Below are 20,017 nucleotides of genomic sequence, written 5' to 3'. Positions count from 1 at the left end.
TGTGAGTGTTACAACCGCCCTTTATCGCAGATACCGTCCAGACTCGTTTGCGGACGTTATCGGGCAGGAACATGTCACGGAGCCGCTGATGACGGCGCTGCGAAAGAACCGCGTCAACCACGCCTACCTGTTTTCCGGTCCGCGCGGCTGCGGAAAGACCACCTCGGCCCGCATCCTGGCCCGCTGTCTGAACTGTGCCGAGGGCCCCACGGATACTCCCTGCGGCAAGTGCCCCAGCTGCATTGAGCTGGCGCGCGGCGGCTCGGGTTCCCTTGACGTGATCGAGATCGACGCCGCGAGCCACGGTGGCGTCGACGACGCCCGCGACCTGCGCGAACGCGCCACGTACGCCCCCGTCCGGGACCGCTACAAGATCTTCATCATCGACGAAGCCCACATGGTCACATCCGCCGGCTTCAACGCACTGCTCAAGATCGTGGAAGAGCCGCCGGAACACATCAAGTTCATCTTCGCCACCACGGAGCCGGACAAGGTGATCGGCACCATCCGTTCGCGGACCCACCACTATCCGTTCCGTTTGGTTCCGCCCGAGCCCCTCATGGCGTACCTTGAGCTGCTCTGCAACCAGGAAAACGTTCCCGTGGCCCCCGGAGTGCTGTCCCTGGTCATCCGGGCCGGTGGCGGTTCGGTCCGTGACTCGCTCTCCGTCCTGGACCAGCTGATGGCCGGTGCCGGCCCCAACGGGCTGGACTACGAACTTGCCGTGGCACTCCTTGGCTACACCCACGCGTCCCTGCTGGATGACGTCGTGGAAGCCGTGGCGGCCTCGGACGCCGCTACCGTCTTCCGCGCAGTGGACCGCGTCATCCAGACCGGCCACGATCCCCGCCGCTTCGTCGAGGATCTCCTGGAACGCTTCCGCGACCTCATCATCGTCCAGGCCATGCCTGAAAGCGCCCAGTCGATCCTGCGTGGCATGCCCGCCGACCAGATAGCGCGACTGCAGAACCAGGCGCACAACCTTGGCGCAGCCGAGCTCTCCCGCGCTGCAGACGTCACCAACACCGCCCTCACGGAGATGACGGGAGCAACGTCGCCGCGGCTTCACCTTGAGCTGCTGTGCGCCCGCATCCTCCTCCCCAGCTCCGAGCAGACTGAACGCGGTATCGCCGCCCGGATCGACCGTGTTGAGCGCCGCCTGAACTACGGCGGCAACGACGTCGGGGCGCCGGCTGCTGCTCCTGCGGCTTCCCCGGCACCCCCTTCTGCACCTGTGGCTGCCCCGCCTGCCGCAGCACCCGCACCTGCCGCCCCGCCGGTAGCTGAGCCGCCAATGGCCCAGCCGTCAGCGGTTCCCGCGCCCGCTTCTGCGGCACCCCCTTCTGCACCGGTGACTGCCCCGCCTGCCGCAGCGCCGGCACCTGCTCCCGTGGCAGATGCCCAGCCCGCGGGAGCCCGCAGCGAGGCGCCTGCCCGGGAATCCCTCACCCCGCCGCGCGTCTCCACGGCCGACTGGCCCGTTGACGAGCCGGCAGCAGCAAATCTTGGCATGTCCGGCCAGGCCGCCTCCCGTCCGGCGGCTCAGCAGCCGGCGGCGGCCCAGCCGGCCCCCGTGGAGCCTGCACCGGCGCCATCCGAGCGGTCGGCGCAGCCGCCGGCGGCCCAGCCGGACCCGGTGAGGGCCGAACCAAGGCAGCCGACGGCGGAAAGCCCGGTTCAGGCTGCCGGTCCCGGCGGCGACGTTGAGGTCCTTCGCCGCGCCTGGCCTGACGTCCTGCAGACCCTGAGCAAGATCAAACGCAGCACCTGGGCCCTCGTGGAACCGAATGCCCAGGTGGGCCAGTTCGACGGCAACGTGCTGACTCTGGCCTTTACCACCTCCGGACTCGCCGGTGCCTTCGGACGTGCAGACCACTCGGCAAATCTCCGCCAGGCAATCCACAAAACCGTGGGCATCGACTGCCAGATCAACGCGGTGTCCGGCGGCGCCAGCAGCTCAGCGAGCTCTGAGCCAAACCCAAAAGCACCAGGTAGCCGGGAAACTTCGGCGACCCCAAAAGCACCCGTCGGCCGGGAAACCCAGGCGACGTCGGCTGACGTTGCCTGGGGGCTTGCCCCTGCGGCTACGGGAGCGGACGCTGCTCCCGGCCGGACGCCTGCACCCGTGCCTTCCGCCGACGCCCCTGCCCCTGCCCCTCAACCGGGCGCGGGCCCAGCACCTGTCCGCCCCACCGCTGCCGGCGCAGGATCGGCCGTCGATGCTGGCACCGCCGTGGCTTCCGGCGCCGCGAACCCGGATGTGCGGCCTGCCCCGGCCGCGACGTCGCCGCAAGACGACGTTTCCGGTTCCTACAGTTACCCCGACGACGACTGGGGTCCGCCCCTGGACGAAGATGCCCCTCCGATGGAGGAAGAACCGCCCATGGACTGGGCGCCGTCCGCTCCGGCGCAGTCACGTCCGGTCCAGCCCGCCCCTGCGTCGGCGGGCACACCTGCACGTCCGGCCCCGGACGGCCAGCACTCAAGCCAGCTACCGGCCAAGAAGTCATCCGTGGGCGGCTCAGCGGGCGGGACAAGCAATGCGACCACCGACGATCCGTGGGCCCGCGCCATGGAAGAGGCACCCGGCGTCTGGACCGTGGGTGCTGAGTCGAACGTGGGCAAGTCGGTGGAAAACCCGGACATGGCCGGGCAACCAGCTGAGCCGGAACCCCCGGCGCCCCACTACGAGCCTGCCGCAGCCCAGCTCCCCCGGGCCGCTGAGACTCCGCAGGACACCCCGCCGCTCCAGTCGGCCGAAGCCCCGCGCCCGGCTGAGATCCGGCAGCCGGTAGGGGCACTCTCCGGTGCGGGCAGTTCCTCTGCGGGCTGGGCACCGTCCGCGCAGTATGGTCCCGCAGCGGCGGCCGACCCGTCAGCTACGATGCCGGGCCCCGATGTCCGCAGCGTCGCAGCTGCACCTGCACCGGCGGCGTACGCATCCCCTGCGCAGGCCGCTCCCGCCCCGGCAGCCACCCCCGGCGCTACGGTGAAGCAGAGCCTGTACCAGCGGCTCTCCAACAGCCCTGAGGCCGAAGCGGGCCGGGCCAAAGCCCCTGCGCGCCAGGCGGAGGCCACCAAGACCTACGTCCAGGACATCCCCAGTGCGGATGACGAAACGATCGAGGAATCGGGCGTCTTTGGACGCGCCGCCGTCGAGCGTATTCTGGGCGGAAAACTGGTGGAGGAACGGTCGCTGGACGGAAGCCCGCTGCCGCCCCGTTTCTAGCCCGCCGCCGGTCGGGTGCGTCTTTTGGACGGCACCGACCGGGCGGCCTGACATCGGCCGCCCGCAGCGAACGGACGCCGAAGGGCCAACGCCCGCCAACCTGCGATTCAAACAAACGAGTTAACGAACGAGGACATTGTGTACGAAGGTGCAGTTCAAGAGCTGATCGACGAACTTGGCCGCCTTCCCGGCGTGGGGCCCAAGTCCGCCCAACGGCTGGCATTCCACATCCTCGAAGCGGACCCGCAGGATATGAAGCGGCTTGTCGACGCCATCACCACCGTCAAGGAACGCGTGAAATTCTGCACCGTTTGCGGCAACGTCACGGAGCAGGAGCTGTGCAACATCTGCCGCGACCCGCGCCGCGATCCGTCTGTCATCTGCGTTGTGGAGGAATCCAAGGACGTCCTGGCTGTTGAGCGCACCCGATCCTTCCGGGGCCGCTACCACGTCCTCGGCGGCGCCATCAATCCCATCGCCGGTGTCGGGCCGGAACAGTTGCGGATCAGGGAGCTTCTAACGCGGCTCAATGACGGCGCCATCCAGGAGATCATCATCGCCACCGACCCCAATCTTGAGGGTGAGGCCACAGCCACCTACCTGGCCAGGATGCTGAAATCGATCGGCATCGCGGTCACCAGGCTTGCCTCCGGCCTGCCGGTGGGCGGCGACCTGGAATACGCGGACGAGGTCACCCTGGGGCGGGCGTTCGAGGGCCGCCGTAACGCGCTGAGCTGACCCGGCCACCAACGGCAGCCCATGCAACCGTTCCCCTCCCTCGTCACGGAACGCCTGGAACTGCGCCCCCTGACGGAATCCGACGCTGTAGCCCTGCGCGGACTCCGGGGTCATCCCGATGTAGTCCGCTATTTGTCGCACCAGCCACTGAGCGCCGTGCAGACCGATCTCCTCCTCGCCGATTTGCTGACCCGGGCGGAACGCTCCACAGCCGATTGGTTCCATATCGGCTGGGCCGTGGTGCTCCGGTCAACGGGTGCGGTGATCGGCGACGGCCGCACTTGGAACACACCGGAACCGCCGCTGCCGGGCAGCCTGCCCGCCCGCCATGCCAGCCTCGGCTACCTCCTCCACCCGGACCACCACGGCAAAGGCTACGGCAGCGAAGCCGCCGCGGCGCTGGTCCGCTGGCTCTTCTCCGAAGGCGGCACCGACGCCATTTACGCCGGCGTCTACGAGCCCAACACCGCCTCACGGCGCCTCCTCGAACGCCTCGGCTTCGTCCAGGATCATTACTTCACCGCCGCCCAGGACACCCACGGCAAGGCTCTGGCTTCCTGGCGCTACCGCCTGGACCGGGCGGGGTGGGGCGCCGGGCCACCATACGGTCACAATTCAACGCCGCGCGGCTCCCGGCGATAAACTGGGCACATCAGTACGCCGTCGCGCCGTTAGGTTGCTTGGCCCCGGAACCCCGATTTGATCCAGTGAGGGTGCGCGCATGAGTATGCCCACTACCGAAGTGAAGACCGAGAATCAGCCGCATGTGGTGCCCATCGCCATTGGCCGTACCAAGCAGCTCATCGTGCAGAAGTTCGGCGGCTCCTCGGTTTCTGACGCGGACGGCATCAAACGGGTGGCAAAGCGTGTAGTTGACGCGCAGAAGGCCGGCAACGAAGTAGTTGTGGTGGTCTCCGCCATGGGCGACACCACCGACGAACTCCTGGACCTTGCCGCGCAGGTCACCGATTCGGCCCCTGCACGCGAAATGGACATGCTCCTCTCCGCCGGTGAGCGCATCTCGATGGCCCTTGTGGCCATGGCCATCAACAAGCTCGGCGCCTCGGCCCAGTCCTTCACCGGATCACAGGCAGGCATGATCACCGACGGCATCCACGGCAAGGCGCGCATCATCGACGTCGACCCGCACCGGATCCGCACCGCCCTGGACAAGGGGCATATCGCCATCGTGGCCGGCTTCCAGGGGATGAGCCGCACCACCAACGAGATCACCACGCTGGGGCGCGGCGGCTCCGACACTACGGCAGTGGCCCTGGCCGCAGCGCTGGACGCCGACGTCTGCGAAATCTACACGGACGTGGACGGTATCTACACCGCGGATCCCCGGGTGGTTGCCTCCGCCCAGAAGATCGACCGTATCTCCAGCGAAGAAATGCTGGAGCTGGCCGCTTCCGGCGCCAAGATCCTGCACCTGCGCTGCGTGGAATATGCGCGGCGCTTCGGGGTGCCGCTGCACGTGCGTTCCTCATTCAGCCAGAACGAAGGCACCTGGGTCATGCCCGGAGCCGACGACAAGATCACGACCCAAGAGGGAGTTGCCTTGGAGCAGCCAATCATCTCCGGCGTTGCACACGACCGTTCCGAAGCCAAAGTCACCGTGGTGGGAGTCCCCGATATCCCGGGCAAGGCCGCCGCGATCTTCCAGGTGATCGCCGACGCACACTCCAACATCGACATGATCGTCCAGAACGTCTCCACGCACGGCACGGGCCGGACGGACATCTCCTTCACGCTTCCCATCGTGGAAGGTGCCGACGCGCTCACTGCCCTCCGCGCCGCCCAGCCGGAAATCGGCTTCGAAAGCATCGAATACAACGAGCAGATCGGCAAGCTCTCCCTGATCGGCGCCGGCATGCGTTCACACCCCGGTGTTTCGGCCACGTTCTTCAAGGCCCTGTCTGACTCCGGGATCAACATCAACATGATCTCGACGTCGGAAATCCGCATCTCTGTGGTGACGCACGCGGACCTGCTCGACGACGCGGTCCGGGCCATCCACAAGGCATTCGGCCTGGACAGCGAAGACGAAGCAACGGTCTACGGCGGCACCGGCCGCTAGGGCCTCTTAGCTCCCATCGCAAAAGAACGGCACAGCGGCAGGACCGCTGTGCCGTTCTTCTTTATGCAGCTCTTTTGTGCGTAGTCCAATCCGCGGGCTACGTGATGTCTTCCTTGCGGACCGCGTAGTGGTGGCCCTCGGAATCTGTCTCTACTTCGAAGTGGGCCAGGTCCTTTTCGGAAGCAGCCTCAAAGTCGTCGTGCTTATGAACAACAGGTGCCGCTGTATCACCCCGCGTTGCTGGTCCGAAGAAGAACCGCAGCTTGTCGGTCTTGCTCATAAACCGCTGAATCGCCTTTGCCACGATCCCCACCCCCTTTCCCTTGCTCGGGTCAAGCAGTGATGCGTTGGCCGGTTGGTGCGTGTGCCCATATTTTACGCCCGCGGACGCAAAAAGGCCCCGGGGTGTGCGGGACCCTGAAAAGGCTCAGCGAAGGGACTTGTCATCCGGGTTCCGGGGCACCACATACGTGCTGCCGTCCGGCCTGCGCATCGTTTCCCACTGCTGCGACTCCGCTTCCCGGCGGGCAAGGAGGGCCTTGTTCTCGTCGGTCATCTCGTGGCCCAGCGCACTGCGGTTCGCGGGCCCGAAAATGGCCCGGAGCCTGCCTGTGGCGCGCATGAACCTTTGGGCTGCATTTTCCTTGTTGGCCATGGCGGAATCCCTTTCAGAACGGTCGAGTCCAATCCAGTGTACGCTAATCATTAGGCCACTAACGATTGAGGTGAAACACGATGAACCAGCGCCTGACCGCGGCCATCGAAGCGTCTGACGAAGACCTCCTGCTGGAGCATCAGCTCTGCTTCGCCCTGACGGTAGCGTCCCGGAGCGTCGTGGGCGCCTACAAACCGGTGCTGGACAGGCTGGGGCTGACCCACCCGCAGTACCTCGTGATGCTCTGCCTGTGGGAGTCCAGCCCGCGCTCGGTGCGCGACATCAGCGACGCCCTGGCCCAGGAGCCCGCCACCATTTCGCCGCTCTTGCGCCGCCTTGAAACGGCCGGCTACATCACGCGCGGCCGCGCCGCCGGCAACGAACGCGCACTGGCCGTCGGGCTCACGCCGAGCGGCGCAGCCCTCCGGCAGCAGGCGACGGCGGTCCCCGGAACCATGATGGAGCGGCTGGGCCTGACCCGGGACGAGGTAGGCCATTTGCACCAGGCAATGATGGATCTGATCGCAGCCACCAAAACCGCAGCCGAACGTGATGTGGCCGGGCTAGGCGCTGCTGGCGCCCGGCCTGGCGCCCACCCCGGCGCCTAGCCCGGAGTCCGCGTCAGCTTCGAAGCCCGCGCATCCGCCGCTTAGGGTGCCGTCACGGTGACGTTCAGCTGGGTCGAGGGACCCGTGCCGAAGCGGATCACTCCCACCCAGTTGCCTGCCTCAAGGCCGGCCCAGCTGGCCGTGAGCTCGCCGGTGGCGCCGTTTTCAAGAGTGAGCGGGTTGGGACTGACCGTCAGGTTTCCGGCGTCACCGGCCAGGACCATCGCTTCGACGGAAGCTGCCGTTGCCGCGTTGCCGGGGCTGGCGAAGAGGTTGGTGGTCACCTTCCAGTCGCCTGCCACCGGGTCCGAGACGGACACGGCCTCGTTGGCCGCAGGTGTGGCCCCCGCGTACAGCACACCGGCCGGCGAGACCACGTACAGGTCGAAGTCCGCCGCGGGGTTGGCTGAGATGACGGCGAACCTGGCGAGGGAAGAACCTGCCGGGATGTTGACGACCTGAACGTCATTGGCACCGTCCTTGACCCCGGTGTACGGGCCGGGAACCAGGCTGATCGCCGTCGAGTTTGCTTTGGCAAGCCCCCTCACCGCCAACTCGATCGGTTCGGGACTGCCGGACGTCACCGGAATGACGGCGCTGCCGTTTCCGCCGGCGGAAGCGGCGTTGACGACAGCCGGCGCCACTGCGGTCACGGACCGGATGGCCACCGGCGAGCGGACAGTGGCCGCGTCCGAAGTCCAGGTGAGTGATCCGCCGACGAAGGCGTCCAGGGTGGCACCGGAGTTGGTGAACTGCACCGTGAAGGTGGCCCTCTCGCCTTCTCCAAGGGTCAGCACGTCCGGCGTCACTTCGGCAGCTATTCCCGGAACGTCGACGTCGGCACTGTAGGTTCCGGCGGTCAATGCAGTCACCGTCCGCGTCACCGTTTGGGTGCCGGTGAGCCCGCCGATGGCAATGGACGGCAGGTTGACGTCCTTGGTGGCCACCGGCGCAACACCCAACTGATAGCCAAGCCCCTGCAGGAATCCGAGCCAGTCGTTCGGGCCGGCGTCGTACACGAGTCCGGGTGATGCCATCCGGGCAGGATCGACCTGCCCGGCGCCCTGCGCGAAGACGTCGTGAACGGGTGTTCCTTCAGCGTCCACCAGATCGTAGGCCGTGGTCATCATCGCTGATTTCACCGCAGCCGGGGACCACAGGGGGTTCTTGCCCAGCAGCAAGGCACCGAGCCCGGCGATCTGCGGCGCGGCCATGGATGTTCCGGACAGGAAGCCGAAGTTCTGGCCGTTGGAGCCGATAGGCGAGACAGCAGCCAGGACGCCCACTCCGGGAGCCGCAATATCCGGTTTCAGGAGGTCGCTGTTGGCTGCCAACGTAGGTCCGCGGGATGAGAAGCCCGCGATTTGCGGCACTGGCGGCGGGTTCAGGCCGCTGGTATCCGTTGATACCAGGCTCGCCGTCAACGCCGCGTCAGCTGCAACCACGTCTTTGATGGCGGGGTCCTCAAGGTGGACCGTCGGAACACTGTGCAGGTCCACGTCCAGCGAGTTGGGCGTCAGGTTGACCAAGACCATTCCAACGCCGCCTGCCTGTGCCACGGACAGGCTCTTGGCCGTCCGGTCCACCACGCCGCGGTCACAGATCACGATCTTGCCTGCGGTCTTGGCCGGGTCCAGTGTGCCCGGAGCGCATAGGGCCGCATTGGCGTCGGGAGCAGCGGCCAGCTTCACACTGACAGCGAGCGCAATGGGCGCGTCCGTGACATCAGTCGCCATGATGCTGGCGCCAGCGAACTTGTCTCCGCTGGACAACTCCACCGTGCCGCGGAGGCTGCTGCTGTGGGTCGATGCAGCCACACTGGTCATCCACGGAGCGGCATGGTTCACGGTACTGGCCACGGGTCCCGAGTTTCCGGCCGAGGCGGCCACGAATATCCCGGCGGCCGCGGCGTTCAGGAACGCGATGGATACCGGGTCAACGGTGGAGTTGTTGGTGCCGGAGATGGAATAGCTCAGGACGTCGACGCCGTCCCTGATGGCGTCCTCAATGGCCTCCACGCTGCTGGAACCGAAGCAGCCGGTGGTTGCCGGGCTGATGCCCTCCCAGCAGATTTTGTAGATGGCGAGCTTTGCAGCCGGGGCCACGCCCGACCCCTTGCCGAAGTCGCGGCCGCCAACAGCCTGGCTGACATCGCTGTTACCTGCCGCCGTGCTGGCTGTATGCGAGCCGTGGTTGTTGATGTCGAGCGGCGAGTACGATTCCTTCGGCGAGCGCAGGCCCGGGGGAACGGTTGCCTTGAAGGCTTCGTCGTAGTAGCGGGCGCCGATGACCTTGCTGTTGCACTCAGTGCCGGCGAATTGAACGCCTGCCTCGCAGACCCCTGCGAATGTGCTCCCGTCCGCCTTCAGCATGCTGATCTGGTTCGTCGCCGACAGATACGGTTCGCCAACCTGCGGGCCTCCCGAGAGCGGCTTCACCTGTCCGCCGGCGAAGTAGGGATTGACCGGAGTGTAGCCCGTATCAAGCACACCCACCACGGTTCCCTTGCCGGCGTTGGCATCGCCGCCGAAATGTTCGGCCCAGACGCCCTTGGGACCGGGCAGACCCAGGAATTCGGTACTGGAGTAGTCAATTTTGTAGAGGCTGTCCTTAACGACAGCAAGGACGTTTCCGTCCTTGGCCAGCGCATTTGCCTGTTCCGCGGACAGCTCCGCACTGAAGCCGTTAACCGCCAGGGTGTAACTGTCGTCGATGGCCACGCCTTCTTCCGCGGCCAGCCTTGCCTGCTGTGACTCAAGGTGTGCCGCGTAGCGCTGGGACTCAGCGCTGCCGGCGTCGAGCTTCCTGCCGTTGGACACGGCGGTCCCCGGGATTCCGTCGACTCCCCCGGTGTAGGCAGCGAGGGGCTTGTCCTTCAGCATCACAATGTAGCGGCCGCCGTCCAGGGATGGTTGATCGTCAACCGGCGAACCGTCCCCAAGTCCAGGCGGATCCGTCTGCGACGCGGGGGCCGCCGGGTCGGCGGGGTCTGCGGCTGCCCAGGCCGGGGCCGCCAGGCCCTGGCCGGTCAGGAGAGAGATTCCCAAAGCGACGGCGGCGAGGTGCGCGGCCGGATTTCTGCTTTGAGTGCGGGGGCCCACATGCGGGTAAGTCATGACGTACTGCCTCCTAGGTTGTCGGACCGTTGGCGTGGCCGGTCCCACGGACTGGAAGTATCCGTCCACGTCGGCGCAACGTGGGCGTGAGGCCATACATCCAGTGATGGGAGAAACATACCGGAGTGCGGCTGCGGAATCGAGATGTTCCGGACAGATTTAATCGCCTGGCCCTTGGCGGCCTGATGCCGCCGCCGCGCCCAGCCCGCGGCAAGGCCGGGTCCGCCCCGGATCCAAACGGCGCCAAGGTCCAACGGCAGGGTCCATCGCCGCGCACCGGCGATAGAATGGACCAAAATGAGGAGGACCGGTAATGCGTAAGGCATGGATTCACGCACTCGTTCTGGTATCCGTTGTCGGCCTCTCCGCTTGTTCGCCGGGCGGCGGCGGTCCCAGCCCTTCGCCCTCCGCCACGACGACGAGCGCCGGCCCGTCCACGGCCACGCCGTCGCCGGATACCGAAACCACGGTCCCTGCTCCTTCCCCTCCCCCATCCTCCGTGCCCGCCACGGCCGGCCCCGGCAAGGGGAATGCCGAACTCGCGATCATGGTCAAACCTGCCGAATCGGAGCCCGCCCAAAACTTCACGCTGGTCTGCAAGGACGGCGTCCCGGCTCCGGAAAGCAGCCATCCGTCGGCCGCTGCCGCCTGCACGGCGCTGAAGGACAACCCTGCCGTACTGAGCCCTGCACCCCGCAAGACGGACCAGGCCTGCACGCAGCAGTACGGCGGCCCGCAGGAGGCCACTGTCACCGGAATCGTTGATGATTCGCCGGTGGATGCTTCATTCGCCCGAAGGGACGGCTGCGAAATCGGCCTCTGGAATGCGGCCAAGGATGTCCTGGGATCCGCAGGCGGAGCCTCCTAGCCGAATGCATACTGTGAAGCCCTGCCAGCAGCACGTGCTGCCAGCGGACGTCTGGAAGCACCGCGAAGCGGCCCACCAGGACCGGGTCAGGCGCTACGCCGACCCTTACCTTTCCCGGCGCTCCGCCGGGAAAAAACACCCCGTTGAGGACTTCCTCTTCACGTACTACACCCAGAAACCGGGCCAGCTCCTGCGCTGGCACCCCGGCGCCGGCGCCGTCCTTACCGGGCCGGACGCAGCGGCCCGCTCTGCTTGGAAGTACTACCGGATGCTCGACGACGACGAGCTCGCCGCCGCCGGGCTGCCGGCAGGAACCACTGCCGCAACCTTTGACCGCGACTCCTTCCTGGCCGAGCGGCGGGAGGCGCTGCAGTTTGCCGGGATAATCCTGCGGGGCACGGCGTTGCGCCCTGCCCAGTTTGGCTGCTTCGGGCTGCACGAGTGGGCGATGGTGTACCGCCAGGACAAATTTGAGCTGCGCCACGAATACCTGCAGCTGCGCCTCGGCGCAGCGGGTACCGACCGGGTCGTCGAGGACAACAGGATCCGGTGCTCGCACTTTGACGCATTCCGCTTCTACACACCGGATGCCATACCACTCAACGAGCTCTCACCCAGCCGGGACAACCAGCGGTCCATGGAACAGCCGGGCTGCCTGCACGCCAACATGGACCTCTACAAGTGGGCCTACAAGCTGTCGCCCGCCCTGCCCAGTGAGCTGGTCATGGATTGCTTCGAACTGTCCTGGCGGGTCCGCGCCATGGACATGCAGGCGTCCCCGTACGACCTTGAGGAATGGGGCTACCCGCCCATCCCGATCGAAACGGCTGCGGGCAAGGCGGAGTACGTCGAGCATCAGCGCGCCTTCTCCGCCGAGGCGCAGGAGCTCCGGACACGGCTGCTCGACGCACTGGCACCCCTGCTCGAGGGGATCAGGGAGGACTGATGGCCGAAGACGTGGATTTGACCGTCCGGCTGACGGAGGCACCCGGGGCACCGGAGTACGAGTTCCGCCTGGTTTTCCGCACCGGAACAGCGGCGCAGGCCGCCGCCCTGGAGGGTTCAACGCTGCCGGACCCCGGCGCTGCCCTGGCCGCCGTCGAACGCTTCGGCGAGGAAGCCTTTTTCGTGCCGCGGCCGGCGGACATGATGTGCACCCAGCAATACGGCGGCCCGCAGGTGGCCGTAGTGACAGGGACGTTCCACGGCCGTCCCGTGCACAGCCGTTTCAGCCTCACCGACGGCTGCGAGATTGCCCGCTGGCGTTCCATGGCACCGCTTTTCGGCGGCACGCCGGGATCCTCGGGCCAGACCTGAGCACCCGGGCAAACACACCAGCCCTTCAAGAGGAACGTCCCGGGAGCCGTGCGGCCACCGGGACGTTCCTGTTGAAGCGTTCCTTATGCAGTTGGATGTATGGCGCGTTTCCGGCCGGAGGGCGTTCTGGCTAACTTCCCGGAACCGCGTCAACAGGCGCGACTGCCGGGGCGCCGGCCGGTGCCGGCGCCGCATCCGTGCCCACCTTGACGTTGACCCACGTCCTGATGCCGTTGCCGCCCAGGCTCAGCCGGCCGAGGTAGGAGCCCTCGGCAAGGCCGGACCAGTTGGCTGTTGCCGTGGTGGCCGTTCCGTTCGGGGCAACGATCGGATTCGGGTTGACGGTCAGGTTCCCTGCGTCCCCGCTGAACGAGACAGCCTGGATCCGGGCAGAGGACGCTCCGTTGTCCGGAGTGGAGTAGAGGTTGGCCACGATGTAATACGTTCCGGCCCGTGGGGATTCCAGGTCCAGGAACTCGCTGGCCGACGACGTCGCCACCTGCGTGGCCACGAGTTTCCCGCTCCCGTCCGGCGCGTAAACCACCATGTCCCAGTCGACGTCCTCTGTCTCCGCCTGGATGCCGAGCCGGGCAAACGTGGCACCGGCGGGTACCGCCACCTGGACCACGGCGTTGTGATCGTCATTCTTGGCCGCAAAGGCACCGGGGGTCTTGGTGACGGCCGTCTCGGACAGGGGCGCGAGCCCCTCAATTCCCACGGCAATGGGCGAATCCGAACCGGACACCAGGTCCATGGTCCCGCTGCCCGTGCCGCTGGCGGAGCTGAAGGAGAACGACGGCGCAATCTGGGCATCCACCGGGCGCACAGCCATCGGAGAGCTGACCGTGCGGGGTCCCTTCCACGTCAGGCTTCCGGTGGTGAACTTGCCTGTCGGGGCTCCTGCACTCTTCACCGTGATGATGACGTCCAGGCTCTTGCCTGCTTCCTTGAAATTGAGGACGGCAGGTTCAATGCGAACATCGAAGCCCGGCAGGTTGACCTCGGCCTTGTACGTTCCGGGGACCAGGGCCGTCAGCGTCCGCTTGACCTTGATCTCGCCAACGAGGCTGCCCAGCGCAATGGAGGGTACGTTGAGGTCGCGCGCGGCCAGGGTTCCTGCCTTGTGCGCACCGGTGTCAACGCCTTGCCCGTTGAGGAAGGCATTCCATTGCTTGATGCCCGAGTTGTAGACCAGGCCCGGATCCAGCACGCGGGTGGAGTCAATGTGGCCGGCGCCGCCTTCGAACGGGTTCAGGTTGGGCGTTCCGTCGGCGTTGACCAGCGGGTAGGCGGTGGTCATCATGGCGGACTTGACCATGGCGGGCGACCACTTGGGCTGCTTGCTGAGCACCAGTGCACCGAATCCTGCGATGTGCGGTGCTGCCATGGACGTGCCGGACATAAAGCCGAACTGGGCACCGTTGTTCCCGATGGTGGAAACGCCGGCAAGGACGTTGACGCCGGGCGCGGAGATGTCCGGCTTCAGGAGGTCGCCGCCGGCGGCCAGGCTCGGGCCGCGGGAGGAGAAGCCCGCCACCTGGGGTGCCGGTGCGAGGGGCTCACCGGTGAGGTCGCCCTTGACGAGGCTGACCGTGAGGGCCGGATTGGCGGCAAGCTTGGACTTCAGCTCCAGGCTCTTGGGCGCGTTGACGTGGACGGTGGGCACCACGTGGTTGTCGGCGTCTTCGGAACTGGAGGAAAGGTTGACCAGGATCATGCCCAGTCCGCCCTTGGACTGGACCTCAAGGCTCTTCGCCGTGCGGTCCACAACGCCGCGGTCGCACACCACGACCTTGCCGCTGACCTTGGCGGGATCCAGGGTCCCCGGACCGCAGAGGTTCGGCGCCGTGGGAGCGCCTGCCGCTGCGGCGTCCGCTGCGATCACGGCGGGAGCATCCTTGACCTCAGTCTTCATGATGGACGCACCACGGAACATGGTGCCGTCGGAAACCTTCACCGTGCCCAGCAGATCGCTCGGGAACGTGGAGGCTGCCACTGTGGTCAGCCAGGGCGACGCGTGGTTCACCGTGGACACCGTGGGCCCCGAGTTACCGGCCGAGGCCGAGACAAAGACGCCGGCAGCCGCGGCGTTCAGGAACGCCAGGGCGACGGGGTCAGTGGTGCTGTTGGTGTTGCCGGAAATCGAGTAGTTCAGGACGTCCACGCCGTCTTTGATGGCGGCATCGATGGCTTCCACTGAGGCTGAGGAGTAGCAGCCGCCGGTGTTCGGATCGTTGTCCTCCCAGCACACTTTGTACACCGCAACCTTGGCGGCCGGAGCGACGCCGGAGCTCTTTCCGAAGCTGGCGCCGTCGATGACCTGTTCCACGTTGGCGTTGCCGGCGGCCGTGGTGGCGGTGTGGGTGCCGTGGCTTCCCACATCCACCGGTGAAATCAGTTCCTCCGGAGCGCGGTTCTCCGGCGCCACGTACTGGAGGAAGGAATCGGCGAAGTACCGGGCGCTGATCACCTTCGAGTTGCAGTCGCTGCCGTCAAAGGCCGCGCCGGATTCGATGCCCTTCTGGCACTCACCTTCAAAGGTGGTGCCGTCGGACTTGAGCATGGCGATGGTGCCGTCTTTGGTCCGGTACGGGACGCCCATTTCCGCTTTGCCCTTGCCATTACCCTTGCCGTTGCCGCTGAGCGGAGCCACTGCCTCGCCTTTGAGGAACGGGTTGTCCGGGGCGTAGCCCGAGTCGATCACCCCGACCACCACACCCTTGCCTGCATTGGCTTCGCCGCCGAACTGCTTCGCCCACGTCCCGTCCTGGCCCGTGAGCTTCAAGAAGTCGGTGGTGGTGTAGTCCGGCGCGTTTTCCACGTCGGGTGCGACCAGGAGAACGTTGCTGTCCTTGGCCAGCTCGGCCGCCTGGCGTGCGGTGAGTTGGGCCAGGAAGCCGTTGAGCGCCGCGGTGTACTGCTTCGCGGGTTTTGCGGAGTGCTTTGCCGCGACGTCGCTCTGCGACTGGCGGAGGTGGGCATCGTAGGCTTTGAATTCCGGGCTAGCGGCGTCAAGCTTTCGGCCCTGTTGCGGTTTGGTGGCGGCGAATCCCCCCGTTCCACCCTCATAGACGGCGGCTGCCTCCTCGGCCAGGACCACTATGTAGCGGCCGTCCTTGTAGTCCGACGGGTTGACGTTCTTGGCCTGCACTGCCGTGCTGGGTCCAGCCGGCGCCGCGGTAGCGGGACCAACTGCAACGGAGGAGAGAAGCAGCGGGAGGCCTACAGCCAGCGCTGCAGCCTTCCGGAGTCCCCCGCCCCGGACAAGGCTTATTCCTTTTGATTTCACGAGTGACTGAAACCTTTCATGAGGTACGGGTCCGGCGGTGCGGCCGGTCTCGGTCAGCTGGGAAATGGCAGCCGGAGTAACAGATCCTGTCATCCGGCGAGACCAGCCGAGTCAAACAGTACAGAGTGATAGGCGAATATGACATAGGACACAAACTTCGTTTTTCTTTTGTCATTTCGAGGCTTCAGCCGGACACGATTGAGGGCGGTTTCCCTAAAGGAAACCGCCCTCAATCAGCCCGTTTGGTTTAGTGTGGCGGGACCGACGGCGGCCCGCGCGCCGACTACTGGCGCGGAGTGCGGACAACCTCGCTGATCCAGGCCCGGGTCTTCTCATCAATCGGCCCGGCAACGTTCGTCGCCCGGGCCGCCCGGTCGGCTTTGATTTTCTGGATCACCATTCGGCCCAGGCCCGCAAAAACTGCAGCGGCCATTACCGGTAGAAGCACGGATTTCGGTTTCTGAGCCATGCCGCAATCCTACTCAGCGGACCAGCGCGCCACCAGAGCCGGCGTCTGGCGCCACCCCCGCGGCAAGTGCCCCAATTCACAGTCAACCGGCGAATGCGGCTTGACGCACTGCGGCCGGTAGAATGGGCATGCAAGCTCGCGGAGCGCTCTTTCCGCTGTCTTATGTTTGGAGTCCGCAGGGCTGTAAATGCAGCAGCAGACCAGCGTGAGACGGCACCACTCCGCTGCGCCCTTACCCAACGCTCACGCACAGGAGTTACCGGATGCCCCGGATCGTTGTCGACGTCATGCCCAAGCCCGAGATTCTGGACCCGCAGGGGAAGGCCATCGTGGGTGCACTTCCCCGACTGGGCTTCACCAGCTTCAGCGCTGTCCGCCAGGGCAAGCGATTTGAACTGACCGTTGACGGCGAGGTGACCGACGCAATCCTGGCCCAGGCCCGTGAAGCAGCCGAAACCCTGCTGTCCAACCCCGTGATCGAAGACGTCGTCAACGTCGAGGTCGTCGAGGCCTGAGATGACTGAACTTCCCTTGATTGGCGAGGCGGTCGCGGTCGCGACCAACGCTTCTGGTGCTCGCAGACTCGCTGGCGCGCGAATCGGCGTCGTCACCTTCCCAGGAACCCTTGATGACCGCGACGCCGCCCGCGCCGTACGCCTAGCCGGCGCCACTCCCGTGGCACTCTGGCACGCGGACACCACCCTCAGCGACGTCGACGCCGTCGTGATTCCGGGCGGTTTCTCCTACGGGGACTACCTCCGCGCCGGCGCCATCGCACGCTTCGCTCCGCTGATGTCCAAGATCATCGATGCGGCCAACTCGGACGCCAAGCTCCCCGTCCTGGGCATCTGCAACGGCTTCCAGATCCTCACCGAGTCGCACCTGCTGCCCGGCTCGATGATCAAGAACGACCACCTGAAGTTCATGTGCCGCGACCAGGTCCTGCGCGTGGAAAACAACAGCACGGCCTGGACGGGCGACTACGCTGCCGGCCAGGAAATCACCGTGCCGCTGAAGAACCAGGACGGCCAGTACATCGCCGATGAGAAGACCCTGGACGCCCTCGAAGCCGAAGGCCGCGTGGTGTTCCGCTACGTCGGCTTCAACCCGAACGGCTCCCGCCGCGACATTGCCGGCATCTCCAACGCCGCCGGCAACGTCGTCGGCCTCATGCCGCACCCCGAGCACGCTGTGGAGCCCGGCTTCGGCCCGGCATTGGGCTTGTCCGGCTCCGCCGGTATCGGCGGCTCGGACACCGATGGCCTCGGCTTCTTTACCTCCGTCCTGAACAAGATTGTGGGAGGCGCAAAGTGAGTACCTCAGCTGAAACCGTCAGCAGGAAGTTCAACATCGACACGGTCGAGAACGCAGCCAAGACTCCTGACACCGAACTGCCCTGGGCCGAGCTAGGCCTGAAGCAGAACGAGTTCGATGAGGTCGTCAAGGTCCTGGGCCGCCGCCCGACCGGCGCCGAGCTCGCCATGTACTCCGTGATGTGGAGCGAGCACTGCTCTTACAAGTCCTCGAAGAACCACCTGCGCCAGTTCGGCGAAAAGGTGACCGACGAGATGAAGAAGGACATGCTGGTGGGCATCGGCGAAAACGCCGGTGTCACCAACCTGGGCGACGGCTGGGCCGTGACGTTCAAGATCGAGTCGCACAACTCGCCGTCGTTCGTGGAGCCCTACCAGGGTGCCGCAACCGGCATCGGCGGCATTGTCCGGGACATCATCTCCATGGGCGCCCGCCCGGTGGCCGTGATGGATCCGCTGCGCTTCGGCGCCATCGACCACCCGGACACCGCCCGCGTTATGCACGGTGCCGTGGCCGGCATCGGCGGCTACGGCAACTCCCTGGGCCTGCCCAACATCGGCGGCGAAATGGTCTTCGATTCGGTGTACCAGGGCAACCCGCTGGTCAACGCGCTGGCTGTCGGCGTCATGCGCCACGAGGACATCCGCCTCGCCAACGCCTCCGGCAAGGGCAACAAGGTGGTGCTGTTCGGTGCCCGCACCGGCGGCGACGGCATCGGCGGCGCCTCGGTGCTGGCCTCGGAGTCCTTCGACGACACCAAGCCCTCCAAGCGCCCCGCCGTCCAGGTGGGCGACCCGTTCGCCGAGAAGGTACTGATCGAGTGCTGCCTGGAGCTGTTCAAGGGTTCACTCGTTGAAGGCATCCAGGACCTGGGCGCCGCGGGCATCTCCTGCGCCACGTCGGAGCTCGCCTCGAACGGCGACGGCGGCATGGAGGTCGAGCTGACCTCCGTCCTGCTCCGCGACCCCACCCTGACCCCGGGCGAAATCCTGATGTCCGAGTCGCAGGAACGCATGATGGCCGTGGTCACCCCCGAGAACATCGCCGCGTTTGAAGCGGTAATGGACAAGTGGGCCGTGGAGTACTCCTGGCTGGGCGAGGTGACCGACACCGGCCGCCTGATCATCACGTGGGAAGGCGAAGTCATCGTCGACGTCGACCCGCGCACCGTTGCCCACGACGGCCCGGTCTACGACCGTCCGTACGCCCGCCCCGAATGGCAGGACGCCGTCCAGGCCGATTCCTTCACCGGATCAGTCCAGGACGCTGGCCGTCCCTCCGCCCCCGCGGAGCTGGCAGCTGCCGTGACCGAGCTCATCGCCTCACCGAACATGTGCAGCAAGGACTGGATCACCAACCAGTACGACCGCTACGTCGGCGGCAACACCGCACTGGCCTTCCCCGACGACGCCGGCGTGGTTCGCGTGGACGAGGAAACCGGGCTGGGTGTTGCCCTGGCCACGGACGCGAACGGCCGCTACACCTACCTCGACCCGTACCACGGCGCACAGCTGGCACTGGCCGAGGCGTACCGCAACGTCGCCACGTCCGGCGCCGTGCCGATGGCCGTCAGCGACTGCCTGAACTTCGGTTCCCCCGAGGACCCGGATGTCATGTGGCAGCTCGCCGAGGCCATCCGAGGCCTGTCGGATGCCTGCATGGAACTGGGCATCCCGGTCACCGGCGGCAACGTCTCGCTGTACAACCAGACCGGCACCACCCCCATCCACCCCTCCCCCGTGGTGGCAGTGCTCGGCAAGCTGGACGACGTCGCCCGCCGCACGCCGTCGGGCTGGCGTGAAGACGGCCAGGCCATCTACCTGCTGGGCACCACGGCAGCGGAACTTGACGGCTCGGAATGGTCCAACATGCGCGGACACCTCGGCGGTTTGCCGCCCAAGGTTGACCTCGCCGCCGAACGCGCACTGGGCGAAATCCTGATCAACGCGTCCCGCGACGGCATGGTGGATTCGGCCCACGACCTCTCCGAAGGCGGCCTCGCGGCAGCCCTCGTGGAGTCGTCGCTGCGCTACGGCGTGGGTGCCCGGATCGCCCTGCAGGACGTCATGGACCGCGACGGCGTGGATCTGTTCACGGCACTGTTCTCCGAGACCCAGGGCCGTGCAGTTGTTGGCGTGCCCCGCTCCGAGGAGGTCCGCTTCACGGACATGTGCACCGCCCGAGGCTTCGCCCACACCCGCATCGGCGTGGTGGATGCCGACAGCGGCAAGCTGGAGATCAACGGTGTGGACACCCTGTCCCTCGACGCCCTCCGCGAAGCCCACGAGGCAACCCTGCCGAAGTACTTCGGCTAGGACCTCTAGCTCCATCGAT

General features: G+C 66.4%; 16 protein-coding genes. 11 read left to right on the top strand and 5 right to left on the bottom strand.

Annotated elements, in window-relative coordinates:
- The first annotated feature begins 1 nt into the window (after position 1).
- From AB0N24_RS16380 to AB0N24_RS16365, 4 genes are all read left to right on the top strand, one after another.
- Positions 2-3,229 carry a DNA polymerase III subunit gamma and tau gene (locus AB0N24_RS16380; RefSeq protein WP_364126353.1) on the top strand — a complete coding sequence of 1,076 codons (3,228 nt, stop codon included), beginning with the start codon at positions 2-4 and terminating at the stop codon, positions 3,227-3,229.
- A gap of 138 nt (positions 3,230-3,367) precedes the next feature.
- On the top strand, positions 3,368-3,967 hold the full coding sequence (gene recR / locus AB0N24_RS16375; RefSeq protein ID WP_104174078.1) for a recombination mediator RecR: 600 nt from the start codon (positions 3,368-3,370) through the stop codon (positions 3,965-3,967).
- A gap of 21 nt (positions 3,968-3,988) precedes the next feature.
- Positions 3,989-4,609, top strand: a complete 621-nt coding sequence (locus AB0N24_RS16370) for a GNAT family N-acetyltransferase (RefSeq protein WP_364126351.1) — start codon at positions 3,989-3,991, stop codon at positions 4,607-4,609.
- Between the two features lie 79 nt (positions 4,610-4,688).
- Positions 4,689-6,047 carry an aspartate kinase gene (locus AB0N24_RS16365; protein WP_364126349.1) on the top strand — a complete coding sequence of 453 codons (1,359 nt, stop codon included), beginning with the start codon at positions 4,689-4,691 and terminating at the stop codon, positions 6,045-6,047.
- A gap of 97 nt (positions 6,048-6,144) precedes the next feature.
- On the opposite strand, the gene AB0N24_RS16360 is transcribed toward AB0N24_RS16365, so the two are convergent.
- Both AB0N24_RS16360 and AB0N24_RS16355 read right to left on the bottom strand, forming a co-directional pair.
- Positions 6,145-6,327, bottom strand: coding sequence for a hypothetical protein (locus AB0N24_RS16360; RefSeq protein ID WP_364126346.1), 183 nt, complete (start codon positions 6,325-6,327; stop codon positions 6,145-6,147).
- Between the two features lie 147 nt (positions 6,328-6,474).
- A complete protein-coding gene (locus tag AB0N24_RS16355) occupies positions 6,475-6,702 on the bottom strand; it encodes a hypothetical protein (protein WP_104174081.1) in 228 nt (75 codons plus the stop codon).
- 80 nt (positions 6,703-6,782) lie between these two features.
- Here AB0N24_RS16355 and AB0N24_RS16350 point away from each other — a divergent pair, with 80 nt between their 5' ends.
- Complete coding sequence (locus tag AB0N24_RS16350; RefSeq protein WP_364126343.1) at positions 6,783-7,310, top strand: MarR family transcriptional regulator; 528 nt, start codon at positions 6,783-6,785, stop codon at positions 7,308-7,310.
- 41 nt (positions 7,311-7,351) lie between these two features.
- On the opposite strand, the gene AB0N24_RS16345 is transcribed toward AB0N24_RS16350, so the two are convergent.
- Positions 7,352-10,426: a S8 family serine peptidase gene (locus tag AB0N24_RS16345; protein ID WP_364126340.1), complete on the bottom strand. Its 3,075-nt coding sequence runs from the start codon at positions 10,424-10,426 to the stop codon at positions 7,352-7,354.
- A 313-nt stretch (positions 10,427-10,739) separates the two neighbouring features.
- Here AB0N24_RS16345 and AB0N24_RS16340 point away from each other — a divergent pair, with 313 nt between their 5' ends.
- From AB0N24_RS16340 to AB0N24_RS16330, 3 genes are read left to right on the top strand one after another with little or no spacing between them, the layout of a single operon-like run.
- Positions 10,740-11,294, top strand: a complete 555-nt coding sequence (locus tag AB0N24_RS16340; protein WP_364126337.1) for an SSI family serine proteinase inhibitor — start codon at positions 10,740-10,742, stop codon at positions 11,292-11,294.
- 4 nt (positions 11,295-11,298) lie between these two features.
- Positions 11,299-12,240, top strand: a complete 942-nt coding sequence (locus AB0N24_RS16335) for a 3-methyladenine DNA glycosylase (protein WP_364126335.1) — start codon at positions 11,299-11,301, stop codon at positions 12,238-12,240.
- Positions 12,240-12,611, top strand: coding sequence for a serine protease inhibitor (locus AB0N24_RS16330; protein ID WP_364126332.1), 372 nt, complete (start codon positions 12,240-12,242; stop codon positions 12,609-12,611). The genes AB0N24_RS16335 and AB0N24_RS16330 overlap by 1 nt, the downstream gene beginning before the upstream one ends.
- A 130-nt stretch (positions 12,612-12,741) precedes the next feature.
- Here the strand turns inward: AB0N24_RS16330 and AB0N24_RS16325 are convergent, their stop codons facing one another.
- Both AB0N24_RS16325 and AB0N24_RS16320 read right to left on the bottom strand, forming a co-directional pair.
- Complete coding sequence (locus tag AB0N24_RS16325) at positions 12,742-15,900, bottom strand: S8 family serine peptidase (protein ID WP_364126329.1); 3,159 nt, start codon at positions 15,898-15,900, stop codon at positions 12,742-12,744.
- Positions 15,901-16,183: 283 nt separating this feature from the next.
- The gene (locus AB0N24_RS16320) at positions 16,184-16,369 is read right to left on the bottom strand and encodes a hypothetical protein (RefSeq protein WP_104174087.1); all 186 of its coding nucleotides are present in this window, start codon (positions 16,367-16,369) and stop codon (positions 16,184-16,186) included.
- 263 nt (positions 16,370-16,632) lie between these two features.
- Here AB0N24_RS16320 and purS point away from each other — a divergent pair, with 263 nt between their 5' ends.
- From purS to purL, 3 genes are read left to right on the top strand one after another with little or no spacing between them, the layout of a single operon-like run.
- Complete coding sequence (purS, locus tag AB0N24_RS16315; protein ID WP_028265707.1) at positions 16,633-16,884, top strand: phosphoribosylformylglycinamidine synthase subunit PurS; 252 nt, start codon at positions 16,633-16,635, stop codon at positions 16,882-16,884.
- Between the two features lies 1 nt (position 16,885).
- Entirely contained in the window at positions 16,886-17,683 is a 798-nt protein-coding gene (gene purQ, locus AB0N24_RS16310) for a phosphoribosylformylglycinamidine synthase subunit PurQ (RefSeq protein WP_364126326.1), read from the top strand.
- Entirely contained in the window at positions 17,680-19,998 is a 2,319-nt protein-coding gene (gene purL, locus AB0N24_RS16305) for a phosphoribosylformylglycinamidine synthase subunit PurL (RefSeq protein WP_364126323.1), read from the top strand. The genes purQ and purL overlap by 4 nt, the downstream gene beginning before the upstream one ends.
- The last annotated feature ends 19 nt before the right edge of the window (positions 19,999-20,017 follow it).

The sequence above is a fragment of the Arthrobacter sp. NPDC093128 genome (assembly GCF_040683875.1).
Taxonomy (GTDB): domain Bacteria; phylum Actinomycetota; class Actinomycetes; order Actinomycetales; family Micrococcaceae; genus Arthrobacter.
Note: the sequence above shows the minus strand (reverse complement) of the source record. Positions and strands in the feature narration are given on the sequence as shown.